Source organism: Sorangium sp. So ce385 (genome assembly GCF_051474135.1).
GTDB lineage: Bacteria > Myxococcota_A > Polyangia > Polyangiales > Polyangiaceae > Sorangium > Sorangium cellulosum_D.
Window position 1 is genome coordinate 1,067,325 of sequence record NZ_CP150337.1, and the last position, 13,798, is coordinate 1,081,122.

Here is a 13,798-nt window from a genome sequence, read left to right on the forward strand (position 1 = left end):
CGAGCGCAATGCGCCGAGCCCGCGAGCTCGGGCGCGGAATTGTACGGAGAGTCGAACGGAAACGATACCACTCGGCCCCCTTGTGGGGAGACGGGCCCGACCCGATCACAAAAAATCGCGCGTGTTCCGCGCTGCGGCTACGCTCGCGTCGTCCCGATGCGGAGGATTCGCGCTCTTTGCGTGGGTTTTTGTGCGATGCTGGCCGCCGCGGGGACCGCCAGGGCGCGCGCGGAGCCGTTTCTGAGCGTGACGCGCGGTGCCGGCGCCGAGAGCTGTCCGGACGCGGCGCACCTCATCGCGCGCGTCGAGCAGCTCCGGGGTCGACCGGAGACGGGGGCGAGCGGGGCCTACGCCGTCAGCTTCACCCGCGGCGACGACGGCTTCCGCGCGTCCATCCGGAGCGGGAGCGGCGCGCGCGAGCTGCGCGATCGCGGCGGCAGCTGCGCGGCGCTGGAGCAGGCGACGGCGGTGACGCTCGCGCTGCTGCTCGACTCCGACGCGCGGGAGCCGCCCTCGCAAGCGTCCGAGGCCGACGCGGGCGGCGAGCCCGGGCCCGGAGCGCCGGCGCCGGCCCCTGGAGCGCCGGCGACTGCCGCCGGGGCGCCGGCGCCAGCCGCTGGAGCGCGGGCGCCTTCGCCCGCCGTATCGGCCGTGGCGCCGCCCGCGCCCACGCCAGCCGACGGCGGCGAGCGGGGAGTCGAGGCGCCGAGCCCGGAGCGCGGCGCGACGCGGCTCACGCTCGCGGCCGGCGCCGCCGGCCTGTTCGGCGTGGTGCGCCCCTTCGCGCCCGCGCTCTCCGCGGAGGTCGGCATCGGCGGCGCGCGGTGGCGAGCGACGATGGGCGCGCTCTGGCTCGTCCCGCAGACGCTGAGGCACGGACCGGGCGAGCTCCGCGAAACGCTGCTCGGCGGCGCCGCGCGCGCCTGCTTCGCGGCCGCCGGCTCGGAGGCGCTGCGCTTCGATGTCTGCTCCGGCATTCACGCCGGCCGGCTCCAGGTGGCGGCGAGCGGCTACACGCGGAACGACGTCGCGGAGAAGGCGTGGCTGGCGGTGCCGCTCGAGCTGTCGCTCTCGCGCCTCTCGGGTCCGCTCGGCTTCGACGTCGGCGCCGCCGCGCTGCTGCCGATTCGGCGCAACGACTTCTCGGTGGATGGCGTGGGCGTCGCGTACAGCTCCCCGCCGGTCGGCGCGCTGGTGTCGCTCCGGGGCGTCGGGGTCTGGGTGCTTTAGCTCCGCGCCTCCGGCAGGCCCTCCGTCCTCGCCCACGGCTCCCGCGCCGCATCCTCCCCGAGGCGGAACAACAGCCCGAGGCGGAACAACAGGCGATCCGGGCCGGCGAAGCGCGGGCGCCCGCGCTGCGCCGAGCGCGCGCCTTGACAGCCGCGGTACGCTCGCGATGTAGTGCCGGCTTCGGAGGTGGTGAGCGCGGGACATGGCCGAGGGCGACGAGGCGAAAGGCGTGGCGATCTCGACCGGGAAGGCCCACCGCTTCATCTTCAGCCCGAAGATCGAGTGCAGTGAGCTCTCGGGCCCTCACTTCGATTTCGATCGCACGTTCATTCGCCCCGGCGGGATGGACTCTCTCGGCTCGATCGCCGCGACGGTCAAGGCCAAGCCCAGCAAACAGGCGGCGATCTTCGGCCACACGGACACGGTCGGCGACGAGGCGTACAACAAGGGGCTCTCCGAGCAGCGCGCCCGCCTGGCCCACGCGGCGCTCACCCATGACCCGGAGCCATGGGAAGAGCGTTATCGGGCCGAGCACTGGGGCCCGAGCGCGATCCAGGTGATGCTCAACGCCGTTCAGCCTCCCGAGGACAGGAGCCCTCGCCTCGCCGAGGACGGCGTGCTCGGCCCCAAGACAAGGGCCGCGATCGAGCGCTTTCAGGAGCGCTCCGGCCTCGGCCCCGACGGCGACGCCGGCCCTGACACCCGCAAAGCCCTCTTCAAGGCGTATTTCCAGCGCTCGATCCCGGAGCCCATCGACGCGGCGCAGGTCCTCGACGTCGGCGGCTCCAAGTTCATGGGCTGCGGCGAGTACAACCCCTTCACCCAGGGCGTCGCCGACGACGCCAGCCGCCGCGTGGTCGTCATCCTCTTCAGCCCCTCGACCAGGCCGAGCGGCCTCCCGTGCCGCCTGGGCGATGTGGGGCCGTGCAAGGGCAATCTCCGCGGCAAGGACGCGCCCCCGCCCCCGGACGACAAGACCCCTCATTTCCGCTGCCAGGTCTACCGCGGCATCGCCGAGCGCTGCCCCTGCGGCCCCGGCGTCGAGCTCCAGCCGTTCGAGCTCCAGATCCACGACGAGCTCTACCGCCCGTCCGGCGACGTCGAATATCGCCTCACCCTGCCCTCTCAGGCGCGGGTTCACGGCAAGGCGGACGCGAAGGGCTGGATCAAGAACGCCGTGCCCAAGGGCCGCCAGGCGATCGTCGTCACCTACACGCCCGAGGGGAGCGATCACGAGATCACGCTGCGCGTCCTCGTCACCGACGCCGACCCGAGCTCGGACGAGGCCATGCTCTGCCACCTGCGCAACTTCGGCTTCACCCACGACGATGACAGCGATCGCGGCGCGATCCTGCGCTTCCAGGCGGCGAAGGGCCTCGAGCGCTCGGGGGAGCTCGACGGGCCGACGCGCGACGCGATCCGGCGGATCGTCGAGGGAGGCGATGACTCCCTGCAAGAGAGCCTGCGGGAGGAGACGGCATGAGCGTCGTCAAGGCGGCCCCCAGCTTCTTCTATTACGCCATGGCCGACGGCACCTCGGCCGTCGACAGCGAGGCGTTCGGCAAGCTCCTCGACGCCAAGGGGGGCGCCACGGGCTGGCGCAACCTGCTCGACCTGCTCGACCAAGACCCGGCCGAGCCCGGGCGCCTCGTCGATCCCAAGCACGATTTCCTGCCCATCTACAAGCTGAAGCGCGCCGGCGCCCTCGCCGCGAAGGATCCGAAGGGCATCGCCTGCATCTGCCCGGGCGGGCTCAACGGGTTCGGTCAGGACGGCATGTGGCAGAACTTCCGCGGCGGCGCGGCCGTGGATTTCCCGGAGTTCAAGGGCACGAACTGGGAGAAGCTCGTCGGGCGCCACGCCGGCGCCGAGCTCTCCGCGAAGTTCCTCAGCGAGTTCATGCTCGATCCCGTGGTCGAGGTCGACGGCGCCAAGAAGCAGATCGTCAGCGGCGCGTCGGCCGGCGCCAAGGGCACCCTCTTCCGCGCCAGCCTGCTGTACATGAGCTCTCACGGCTGGCTCGGCGGCTTCGCCCGGGGCGACCTGAACCCCGAGCACCGAGCGGCGCTCCCGCTCCCCACGGCCGGCATCGTCGACGACCCGCGCAAGGTCTACCTCCCCTTCAACGCCTATTTCGTGGTCGGCAGGTTCGACGTGGCGGGCCGGGCGTTCAGCGGACCGGAGTGGATCGTCCTCGCCCAGTGCTCGACGCTCAACAACACGACCTGGGCGATGTGGGCGCGCGTCATGGCCCGCAGCGCGCCCCAGGTGCGCGGCATCCTCGGGTACGAGGAGGCCTCGCCCGCGGCGGTCTCGTCGATCCCGATCGCGACCTCGTTCTTCACGCACCTGAAGAGCAAGAAGACGTTCTACGAGGCGTGGAAGGCCGCCAACACCGGACAGAACTGGGCGGCGCTGGTCCACGAGGACGCCATGGGTGACACCCTCGACGGGTGGGCGGCGCGCAAGGCCCTTGGCGGAAAGGACCTGTCGAGTTATCTGGGTTCGGCGTCGAGGGCTGCGAAGCAGGTCAAGATCGTCGACCCGCCGCCTCCCTACCGCGTCCGGGTCTTCCACAAGCTCAGCGCCGCGAAGGGCGGTTCCACGTTCGAGATCACGCCCGACGTGCTCGACCGCATGCGTGCCTGGCTGCTCGACGAGAGCGAGTACCGCGTGGAGATCACCCACCTGGCCGGCGGGAAGATCAGCCAGGTGAAGGTGCAGTGGATCCACATACGTGACACCTTCAAGCAGTTCGATCTCAAGACCATCTTCAGCAGCCACTCCGCGCTCGGCGCCTCCGTGAGCACCAAGAACCCCAGGGTGCTCGTCGCCGACCTCGCCGCCCCGGCGACCACCGTCGAGGTCATCTTCACGGCGAGAGACAAGAACGGTCTTGGCGCGAGCGGCCTTGCGCCGGATCACTCCTATCTGTGGCCGCGAGTCCACGCGACGGGCGACGGCCTTGCCGATCAGCAGTACGACGTGAAGGCCCGCGGCCTCGCCTATAACGGAGTCTAGGGAGAATGACGACGCGTCGCGGTCTATGCTCGGTCTTGACGCTTGTGGCCGCCTGCTCCTCTGGAGGGCCAGCTACGCCTCCGTACGCGTCGAGCGCGCCGGCCCCCACGGCGGCGTCGGCGTCCGCGCCCGGCGCGCCCGCCTCCGCGTCCGCGCCCGGCGCGCCCGCCTCCGCGTCCGGCGCGCCCGCATCCGCGTCCGCGCCCGGGGCGCCCGCGCGTGCCGCCGCGCCGGCGAGCGAGGCGCCGCCTGCGCCGCCGGTCGTGGAGGTCCACACCTCGGGGCTCCGTAAGCTGTTCTCGATCACGGCCTCGGGGGCGGCCACGCGCCGGCTCAGCACGGGGTTCGAGCCGGATGTGGTGGGGCATGGGCAGGTAAAGCCCGAGAGCCTGGCGGCCTTTCACAAGCTCCTGCTCGACGTCGGGTTCTGCGGGCTCGTGCCGAAGGAGCGGGAGAGCGCGCCGGGCTACATCGTGCTCACGGCGGGCTTCCCCGACGTGACGTGCACCGTCGAGCTGCCCGACAGGAAGTGGGACAAGATCCCGAAGGCGAAGCGGGTCATCGAGGCGGCGCGGAAGCTCGAGGAGGAGGCGTGCGCTCAGGGGTGTCTGCCGTGAGCCGGAGGCTCGGGGAGCCCGTCCGGAGGCTCCCGCCTGCGGCTGGACCTCGTTGAGGACCGCGCGCGCTCCGCGCCCGGCTCCTCGCGCCACGCCTGGTCGCCGACCGCGCCGCGAGCGTCGTGGCCGCTCATGTCGTCTCTGCGCCTAAGCGGGCCGCCAGTCGTCGGCGTCGAGCTCGGGGAACGAGATCTTGCACGTCCCGGGGTCGATCCCCTCGACCAAGATCCGACCGTTTTGATCGAGCAAGCCCTCGCGGGGCAGCTGGCCGGGCAGCTCCAGGCGGTATTTCTTGAAAGGCACGGGCTGCGGCGGCTCCCCGTCGTCCATGAGCTGAATCGCGATCCAGGTCTTCTCTTCCCGGGCAGGCGGCTCGGGCCCGCTGGGCTCGGGGAGCTCCGGCGACGGGACGGGCGCGCCGGGGGAGGCGCGCTTCGTGCGGTACGCGACCAGACGGCCGTCGAGGAGCGCCTCCCGCACCCGCGCCCGGAGCCCGCTCGGATCGAGCCACGGTCCCGAGGAGGGCGTGTGGCCGAGCGCATCACAGATGTCGGCGAGCGCCAGCCGGCCGTAGATCGGGTCGGCGGCGCGCACGTCGAGCCACCACGTCGCCTCCAGCGCCGAGAGCCGCTGGGCGCCTGCGTGCGCCGGCACGTCGGAGCCTCGTGCAATCCACACGACCTCAGGGAAGGAGTCGATACGAAAGCGGTGACTCATCGGACGATCGGCTCGAGCTGAGCAGAACCGTCATGGCACCACATCGCGACGGACTCGTCAATCCCAGGCGCGCCCGGGGCCGGGCCCGACGAGCTCCGCCCGCCGGACATCGTCACATCGTCACATCGTCACGTCGTCACGTCGTCACATTGAGTTACATCGAGTTACATCGACTCGACCGACTTGAGCATCTCCGGGATGAAGTGGAGCCTCGGCCGGAGCAGCCTGTCGCGGCGCCCGGGCTGCCGGACCTGGAGCATGGCGCCGGTCGCGGCGCTGTTCGAGGCATCGAGAAGGTCGTCCGTGAATGTGTAGCTGTAATTCTCTTGCTTCGTAGGGGTCTTGTCCTGCGCGGCGGCCTCGGGGATCGAGACGCAGAGAAACGACAGCGCGGCTGTCACCAAAAAGAGCGATCGCGGCTTCATCATGACTCCTCGCTGTACTCGGACACGAGCGACGTCCACGGATTGGGACCCTTTTGGCAGAGCTCGATGTCGCGTCGCGGAGCACGCCCACGCGGCCATGCCGCCGCCGCGGATCTCCTTGCTCAGCCGTCCGCTCGGGGGTCGCGCTCCGGGGGGGCGATGCGCCGCTGTGGCCCCGTGCCGACAGCCGCGCTCGATGTCGTCGCGAGGCGCCCCCTGGACGGAGCGCCGGATTTGGCGACATCGCAGGTGACATCGCCCACCTTCCGCGTAGAATCACCCCCGATGCTCATCCGCGGTCGAAGGAGCACGGCGGGCAGCCTCATCGTCGCGACCGTCGCGGCGCTCGCCGTGGTCGTCCCCGGCGGAGCGGCGGGCGCGGCCGAGGAGGCGCCGGCCAAGGTGGCGAGCGGCATCGCCGTCGGCGTTCAGCTGGAGGCGCTCGCGGACGTCAAGGTCGCGCGCGCCGAGGTCGCCCGCGGCTCCAGGGTGAGCGTGGCCAGGCTGATCGAGCGCCAGGGGCAGCTCACCGCGGTCGACGTCGAGCTCGCCGACGGCCACATCGCGCGCGTGGCGATGGCGACGGTCCGCGCGTCGTTCCGCGTCCTCTCCGAGTAGCGCGGCGCGCCTCCCGGCCGCCCCGACCCCGCCTTCTTCACCCCCGCGCCCGATCGCGGCTAGGGTGCCGCCATGCGGAACCCCGCCAAGGTGCGCGTCGCCGTCCTGTTCGGCGGCCGCTCGGCCGAGCACGAGATCTCCCTCCTGTCCGCGCGCTTCGTCGTCGAGGCGCTCGACCGCGATCGCTTCGAGCCGGTGCTCATCGGCATCGACAGGTCCGGCCGCTGGCTGCTCCAGGACGAGGCGCTGCTCCTCGGCGCCGCGCGCGACCCCCGCCTCGCCCGGCTGAACGAGGCGATGCCCGAGATCGCGCTCGCCGCCCACCCGGGGCCCGCCGGCGAGGCGACGCTGACCGTGCCGGGCGGCGGGCGCTCGCCGATCGACGTGGTCTTCCCCGTCCTGCACGGGCCCACGGGCGAGGACGGGTGCGTCCAGGGCCTCCTCGAGCTCGCCGGCGTCCCGTACGTCGGCTCCGGCGTGCTCGGCTCCGCCGTGGGGATGGACAAGGACGTGATGAAGCGCCTGCTCCGCGACGCCGAGATCCCGATCGTGCCTCACGTCGCGCTCCGCCGCGCCGCGTGGGAGCGCGATCGCGGCGCGTGCCTCGAGCAGATCGCCGGCCTGTCCGCCGCCGGGGGCGGCGGCTTCGGACCGATCTTCGTCAAGCCGGCGAACCTCGGGTCGTCGGTCGGGGTCCGGCGCGTCACGGCGCGCGCCGAGCTGGAGGCGGCCGTCGAGCACGCCTTCGAGTTCGACCTGAAGATCGTCTGCGAGCGGGGCATCGAGGGCGTGCGCGAGATCGAGTGCTCCGTGCTCGGCGACGACGACCCCATCGCCTCGGTGCCCGGCGAGATCGTCGTCGGCCACGCCGACGGCTTCTACTCCTACGCCGCGAAGTACATCGACGCCGACGGCGCCACGATCCGCATCCCGGCCGACCTCTCCCCGGCCGAGGCGAACGCCGTCCAGCTGCTGGCGCTCCGCACGTTCCGCGCGCTGGAGGCGTCGGGCATGGCCCGCGTCGACCTCTTCCTCGCCCCGGACCGCTCGCTCTACGTGAACGAGATCAACACCATCCCCGGCTTCACCGCGATCTCGATGTACCCGAAGCTCTGGGAGGCGAGCGGCATCCCGCCGCGCGCGCTGATCGAGCGCCTCATCGCCCTCGCGCTCGAGCGCGGCGCCCGGAAGGCCCGCCTGAGGACGAGCGCCTAAGCCTCGCAGGTCGGAAGTCCCCGCGCGTCGCGCGCACACGGAGGCGGATGTTCGACACGTACCTGAGCCGCTGGGGCCTCATCCCCGACGGCGAGCCCATCGTCACCCGGAACGCACGCTTGCTGCCGGTCCGGCGCGCGGGCGAGCCCGCCATGCTCAAGCTGGCCGTGCACGAGGAAGAGCGCCGCGGGGGCCTCGTGATGGAGTGGTGGGGCGGCGACGGCGCCGCCCGCGTGCTGGCCCGCGAAGGCGAGGCCATCCTGCTGGAGCGCGCCGAGGGGCCGAGGTCGCTGGCCGAGATGTCTCGCAACGGAGAGGACGACGAGGCATGCCGGATCCTGTGCGCCGTGGCGGCTCGGCTGCACGCGCCGAGGGCCCGGCCCCTCCCGGAGCTGGTCCCGCTCACGCGCTGGTTCCGGGCGCTCGAGCCCGCCGCCGCGGCCCACGGCGGCATCCTGGTGCGCTGCCTGGAAGCCGCCCGCGCCCTGCTCGCGGAGCCCCGCGAGGTCGTCGTGCTGCACGGCGATCTGCACCACGACAACGTGCTCGACTTCGGCGACCGCGGCTTTCTGGCGATCGACCCCAAGCACCTCGCGGGCGAGCGAAGCTTCGACTTCGCCAACATCTTCACCAACCCGGATCTGGCCGATCCCACCCGGCCGGTCGCGACGGAGCCCGGCCGGTTCGCCCGGCGGCTGGAGATCGTGGCCCTCGCGGCCGGCCTCGAACGGACGCGCCTGCTGCGCTGGATCCTCGCGTGGACCGGCCTGTCCGCGGCCTGGTTCCTGGGGGACGGCGACTCGCCCGACATCGACCTGCGCGTGGCGGAGCTCTCCGCCGCGGAGCTGGACCGCTAGAGGCAACGCGCGAGCGGCCGGGCAGCTCGGCAGCTCACGCCGCGGGTTCGGGATCGAGCCGCACCCCCGCCGCCCCCAGCGCAGGCCGCCGCACCAGGCACGGCCCGAGCGCCGCCAGGATCCGCGCGTGCCGCTCCGCCGGCGCCCAGATCAGGATGTGCCCGCCCCCGCCCGCGCCGCACATCCGGAGCACCTCGACCCCCAGCCCGTCGAGCCGCTGCTGCATGGAGACCGCGATCGCGCTCGCCGCCTCCGACAGCCGCACCTTGGCCGCCGCCCCGCGCCGCATGCCCGAGAGCACCAGCGCGAGCGAGCCGATCTCGAACCCGCGCGCGACGTCGCCGGCCGCCGCGACGAGCTCGCCCTTCGCCCGGCACGCCGCGCCGGCGTCCACCCGATCCAGCACCTCGCCGGACACGCGCCGCACCGCCGTGTCCACCAGCAAGAGCCCGGCCGAGAGCGCCGGCACGAGCTCCGGGCTGCCGAGCGCGAGCCGCCGCACCCCCGAGCAGCCCCGGGCGTCGAAGGCGAGATCGAGCAGCCCGCCGAACGCCGCGAACACCTGATCCTGCGCGCCGCACGCGTTGCCGAGGCGCTCGCGCTCGATCGCGACCGCCTCGCGCGAGAGCTCCTCCGGCGAGGCGACCTCGCCCAACGAGGCGCGCAGCGCGAACAGCGCCGCCACCGCCGCGGACGCGCTGCCGCCGAGCCCGGCGCCGGGCGACATCTCGGTCTCGACCCGGAGCGCGACCCCGTCGCCCACGCCCGTCGCGGCGAGCGTCGCCTCGATCAGCCGGAACGCGACATCGTCGCGCGGAGGATCCGCGCGGCGCCGCGTGAGCACGCGCGGCGCGCCGGCCTCGGCGGCCTCGGTCCCCCCGCCGGGCGGCCGCTGGCCGCGCGAGGCGAGCTCCATCCGCACCCAGCCCCGGTCGAACGGCTCCACGACCACGCGGACCCGCAGATCGATCGCCGCGCCGACGACGCGCCCGCCGTCCAGCAGGGCGACGCCGGGCAGATCGCTGCCGCCTCCGGCGAAGGAGACGCGCATCGGGGCGCTCGCGGCCGCGCGCCGGAGCGGGGTTCGCGGCGCTCGCGGCGCGAGGAGGGGGCCGGCGCAGGGGGTGCTCATGTCGTCTTCAACGCTTCAACGCGCAATGCCTCGGCTTCAACGCGCAATGCCTCGGCGCGGGAGCGACCCGACGGGACGCGAGAGGGGTCCAGGGACCGAGGTGGAGCGCCCCGCGGCGGCCCCCGGTGCAGGGAGCGAGCCAGCGATGGAGCGCCCGGCGTGCACGCACGCCCGCGCCCGAGCGGGGAGCGAGCCGCGGCCCTCGAGCGCCGTCGTCCAGAGGGGCACGCGCCCGCGCGGCCCCGGTGCGGCTCGGTCGTGGACGGAGATCGCGGGAGCGGCGCGCCGCCGCCCGCCGGCCGCGCTCAGTTCAGGTCCTTGCTCGCCGGCTCGTCCCGGGGCGCGGGCTGCGCGCGCGCCGCGTCGAGGATCCGCTCGATGACCCTGAGGCCGGCCGCGAACATCTCCCGCTCAGCGCGCTCGCCCCCGGCGTGCACCTCGGCCGCCTTCTCGCGCAGCGCGAGCGCGTCGCGGCGGACGACCGGGAGGCGGGCCGCGGCCGCCGCCTCGGCGATGCACCCGGCGAGATCGTAGACGAGGAACGCGTCCTCCTCGCTGATCCGGGGCTCCGCGCGGCGCGCCCCGGCGCGCCCGCGCGCCCCGGCTCCGCCCGCGCGACCCTTCTGGACGAACGACGACGCGACGTCCCGCTCCTCGTCGTCCCCGATCGAGCCCGCCGAGACGCGATCGAGCAGGCTGGTCAGCTCGGCGCGGTAGGCGGCGAGGACCAGCGCGCAGAGCGCCCCGCGATCGCGCAGCGAGAAGAGGATCAGCTCGAGGAGCCGGTCGGACCGGGTCGCGCAGTTTTGCATCGCTGCCTTTTACGGTGTTCACCCTCGCGACCTCAATCCAGAACGCCACCGCCCTCGGCGGATCCACCCGCGGAAGCGGGGCGCGTTACGCCGCGAAGGCGCTTGCACGGCGGCCGCCGGCGCGCCGCCCACCGCCGGCGCGCCGCCCAGGTGGGGGCCCCCACGCGGCGGTTGCGGAGCTGGGCCGGATCGGTCAATAGGTCCGACCCTCCTGCCAGCGGGCCTCGACGGATGTCCGGCGCGCTGGCGCTGCCGCTCAGCCTGTCACCTGATCCTCACCGCACCGGCATTCCCGTGACCGCGAATCGTTCTACGAGCCCCACGCCCACCGAAGAGCAGTCCACCGCGCCGACCTCGGCCACCGTCGTGACCACGTCCGCCCAGCCCGCAGCCGGCGCCCCCGGCGCCGGGCTGAGCGCGAAGGGCGAGGCGATCGTGCGCGAGGAGGAGGCCTTGCTCGCCCGCGTGACCGCGCACCTCGCCACCGCCACGGCCAAGCCGTCGCGGCCGCCGCCCGTCGAGAACTACGAGGAGCAGCTCCTCTCGCTGCGCGATCAGATCGCGGCGGCGCGGCTGGAGGACGTGCCGGCGCTGGTGCAGCAGATGGAGCGCCTGCAAGGGATCGCCGCGCGGCGGAACGAGAACGTCGTCGAGCCCGTCGACCCGAAGTCGCCCTACTTCGGCCACCTGCGCCTGCGGGAGAAGGGCCGTCCCGAGCGCGACGTGCTCATCGGGCGCACGACGCTCGTCGACGCGAGCGCGGGCGTGCGGATCGTCGACTGGCGCCACGCCCCGGTCAGCCAGATCTACTACCGCTACGAGGAGGGCGCGGAGTACGAGGAGACCTTCGGCGAGCGCGAGGTCGAGGGCACTGTGCTCGTGCGGCGCACCGTGACCATCGACAACGGCGAGCTCTACCGCATCGCGGCGCCGCAGGGGACGTTCGTGCGGGCGCCCTCGGGCTTCCGCGAGATCGCGACGCGGGCGACCGAGCTCGCCGGCGGCCAGGGCAGCGCGGTGCGCCCCGAGGACATGCGCGACATCGCGCTCGCGGCCGGCGCGCGCGGCGGGCTCGGGACCGGGGCGGCGTTCCACGCGCGCGAGGACCGGCACCTGCCCGAGATCGCCGCGCTCCTCGACCCGCGGCAGTTCGAGCTCATCTCGAAGCCGGACGCCGGCATCGTGGTCATCCAGGGCGGCGCCGGCAGCGGCAAGACGACGATCGGCGTCCACCGCCTCGCCTTCCTCGCGTACAACGGCGGCCGCCGCTTCACCGCCGACAAGATGCTCGTCATCGTCGGCAGCCCGGCGCTCCGCGCGTACATCAGCGAGGCGCTCCCCGCGCTCGGCCTGGGCGGCATCGCGGTGGAGACGTTCTCCGAGTGGGCGCGCGTGGCCAGGAAGCGCGCGTTCCCGTGGCTCGAGGCGCCGGTCGAGGAGAACACGCCCTCGGTCGTGACCCGGTACAAGACCCACCCGGCGATGCTCCACCTCCTCGAGCAGCGCGCGTCGGAGCTCAAGGACGACGCGCGGGCGCGCCGCGACTCGCGCGGCACCCTCGCGTTCTGGGCGGACCTGCTCACCGATCTCGATCGGGTGATGGCCGCCTTCGAGGCGGCGGGGGATCCCGAGTTCGGCCCGGAGCAGGTGAAGCGCGCGTGGCGCTGGTGCGCGGATCGCTGCCCCGCCGTGCTCGAGCTCGACCCCGGCGATCGCGCCGAGCGCAAGGCGGCGATGGCCGACGAGCCCGCGGACGACCGCGACGAGGAGCGCGGCGCCGACGCGCGCGAGGTCTCGAGCGACGACCGCGCGGTGCTCGATCCCGAGGACGACGCGCTCCTCCTGCGGGCGTACCAGCTCCTCCGGGGCGAGCTCCGCAAGGGGAAGAACGTGCTCACCTACGAGCACCTGTTCGTGGACGAGGCGCAGGATCTCGCGCCGATCGACCTCGCGGTGCTGCTCGGCGTGGTGGCCGAGCCGCGCAGCGTGACGCTGGCGGGCGACACGGCGCAGCGGCTCTTCATGGACTCCGGCTTCCGCGACTGGCGCGCGACGCTCGACGACCTCGGCCTGTCGCGGGTCGACGTCGAGCCGCTGCGCATCGCGTACCGCTCCACGCGCGAGGTGCTCGCGTTCGCCCGCGCGGTGCTCGGCCCGCTCGCGGATCCGACGCCGCCGCTCGCGCCGCGCAGCGGCGCGCCGGTCGAGCACCACCATTTCCCGAGCGCCGGCGCCGCCGTCGCGTTCCTGGCCGACGCGATCCGCCCGCTGTTCGCCCGCGAGCCCCGCGCGACGCTGGCGATCCTGGCGCGCCACCCCGAGCAGGCGGACGTTTACTACGACGCCCTCAGGATGGCGGAGATCCCGAACCTCCGGCGCGTGCGCGCCTACGAGTTCGCGTTCCGCCCCGGCGTCGAGGTGACGGAGATCCGGCAGGTGAAGGGGCTGGAGTACGACTACGTGGTGCTCGTCGACGTGAACGCGTCGACCTACCCGGCGGACGACGAGTCGCGGCACCTGCTCCACATCGGCGCGACGCGCGCGGCGCACCAGCTCTGGGCGGTGTCGACGGCGGCGCCGTCGCCGCTCCTGCCGGACTGGCTGGGCTGAGGCCGGCCGGCGCCGCGGTGCCGGGCCGGCCGGCGCCGCGGAGCCGGGACTAACCGGCTCGGAGGCGAGCTCGACACAATCGACATGGCGCCGTGAGAGAATCCTTGACCTTCAGGGGACCGCGAGTAGATTCCCTCTCGCGCGGTGGAGCAGCCTGGTAGCTCGTCGGGCTCATAACCCGAAGGTCGTGGGTTCAAATCCCGCCCGCGCAACCAAACGGTCACGAGGACCAACCCAAGCAGCCCCGGTGGTTATCCCCCGGGGCTTTTTGCTGTCCGCGCTCTGCGATTCTTCGCGAGCTCGCGTCGACGGCATCGGGGGGCTCGGCGCGAGGTCGCCTCGTACCGCGCTGGCCCACCGTGCGGTTGCCGCCGTCGTGGCGCGGCGGCGCGTCAATCGTCCTTGGGACCTCACGATTCGTGATGGGTGCACGCTCCCTCGAGCAACTGGGTCCGACATGGACCACGGCGCCGCTGCCCGCGCGCTCCTTACCCGTGCTGTCTGGTGCGCTGGCCGGGGGCGACCCGTTCTCACCACGAACGAC

General features: G+C 73.4%; 12 protein-coding genes and 1 tRNA gene. 9 read left to right on the forward strand and 4 right to left on the reverse strand.

Translation table 11 applies throughout. The features are described from left to right. The first annotated feature begins 180 nt into the window (after positions 1-180). From WME83_RS04015 to WME83_RS04030, 4 genes are all read left to right on the forward strand, one after another. Positions 181-1,230 (forward strand): hypothetical protein, encoded by a 1,050-nt coding sequence (locus WME83_RS04015; RefSeq protein ID WP_437317925.1) that lies wholly within the window; start codon positions 181-183, stop codon positions 1,228-1,230. A gap of 202 nt (positions 1,231-1,432) precedes the next feature. Further along, the gene (locus tag WME83_RS04020) at positions 1,433-2,713 is read left to right on the forward strand and encodes a peptidoglycan-binding protein (protein ID WP_437317926.1); all 1,281 of its coding nucleotides are present in this window, start codon (positions 1,433-1,435) and stop codon (positions 2,711-2,713) included. Next, positions 2,710-4,251, forward strand: coding sequence for a hypothetical protein (locus WME83_RS04025; protein ID WP_437317927.1), 1,542 nt, complete (start codon positions 2,710-2,712; stop codon positions 4,249-4,251). Before WME83_RS04020 ends, WME83_RS04025 begins: the two co-directional genes overlap by 4 nt. Before the next feature lie 35 nt (positions 4,252-4,286). After that, positions 4,287-4,868 carry a hypothetical protein gene (locus tag WME83_RS04030; RefSeq protein WP_437317928.1) on the forward strand — a complete coding sequence of 194 codons (582 nt, stop codon included), beginning with the start codon at positions 4,287-4,289 and terminating at the stop codon, positions 4,866-4,868. Between the two features lie 147 nt (positions 4,869-5,015). Here WME83_RS04030 and WME83_RS04035 read toward each other — a convergent pair whose 3' ends face one another. Both WME83_RS04035 and WME83_RS04040 read right to left on the reverse strand, forming a co-directional pair. Continuing rightward, the gene (locus WME83_RS04035) at positions 5,016-5,522 is read right to left on the reverse strand and encodes a hypothetical protein (RefSeq protein ID WP_437317929.1); all 507 of its coding nucleotides are present in this window, start codon (positions 5,520-5,522) and stop codon (positions 5,016-5,018) included. Positions 5,523-5,749: 227 nt separating this feature from the next. Then, a complete protein-coding gene (locus WME83_RS04040; RefSeq protein ID WP_437317930.1) occupies positions 5,750-6,013 on the reverse strand; it encodes a hypothetical protein in 264 nt (87 codons plus the stop codon). Positions 6,014-6,295: 282 nt separating this feature from the next. On the opposite strand from WME83_RS04040, the gene WME83_RS04045 reads away from it, so the two are divergent. The 3 genes from WME83_RS04045 to WME83_RS04055 all read left to right on the forward strand — a co-directional run bounded on the left by WME83_RS04045 (position 6,296) and on the right by WME83_RS04055 (position 8,700). Then, on the forward strand, positions 6,296-6,628 hold the full coding sequence (locus WME83_RS04045) for a hypothetical protein (protein ID WP_437317931.1): 333 nt from the start codon (positions 6,296-6,298) through the stop codon (positions 6,626-6,628). A 72-nt stretch (positions 6,629-6,700) separates the two neighbouring features. After that, positions 6,701-7,843 (forward strand): D-alanine--D-alanine ligase family protein, encoded by a 1,143-nt coding sequence (locus WME83_RS04050; protein ID WP_437317932.1) that lies wholly within the window; start codon positions 6,701-6,703, stop codon positions 7,841-7,843. 47 nt (positions 7,844-7,890) lie between these two features. After that, on the forward strand, positions 7,891-8,700 hold the full coding sequence (locus WME83_RS04055) for an aminoglycoside phosphotransferase family protein (RefSeq protein ID WP_437317933.1): 810 nt from the start codon (positions 7,891-7,893) through the stop codon (positions 8,698-8,700). A gap of 34 nt (positions 8,701-8,734) precedes the next feature. Here the strand turns inward: WME83_RS04055 and WME83_RS04060 are convergent, their stop codons facing one another. Together WME83_RS04060 and WME83_RS04065 are read right to left on the reverse strand one after the other, a co-directional pair. Continuing rightward, on the reverse strand, positions 8,735-9,832 hold the full coding sequence (locus WME83_RS04060) for a GHMP family kinase ATP-binding protein (RefSeq protein ID WP_437317934.1): 1,098 nt from the start codon (positions 9,830-9,832) through the stop codon (positions 8,735-8,737). A 305-nt stretch (positions 9,833-10,137) separates the two neighbouring features. Further along, positions 10,138-10,644, reverse strand: a complete 507-nt coding sequence (locus WME83_RS04065) for a hypothetical protein (RefSeq protein ID WP_437317935.1) — start codon at positions 10,642-10,644, stop codon at positions 10,138-10,140. A gap of 294 nt (positions 10,645-10,938) precedes the next feature. Between WME83_RS04065 and WME83_RS04070 the strand changes: the two genes are divergently transcribed. After that, positions 10,939-13,254, forward strand: coding sequence for an ATP-binding domain-containing protein (locus WME83_RS04070; protein ID WP_437317936.1), 2,316 nt, complete (start codon positions 10,939-10,941; stop codon positions 13,252-13,254). Positions 13,255-13,392: 138 nt separating this feature from the next. Then, positions 13,393-13,469 (forward strand) — tRNA-Met (locus WME83_RS04075). Positions 13,470-13,798 lie beyond the last annotated feature (329 nt).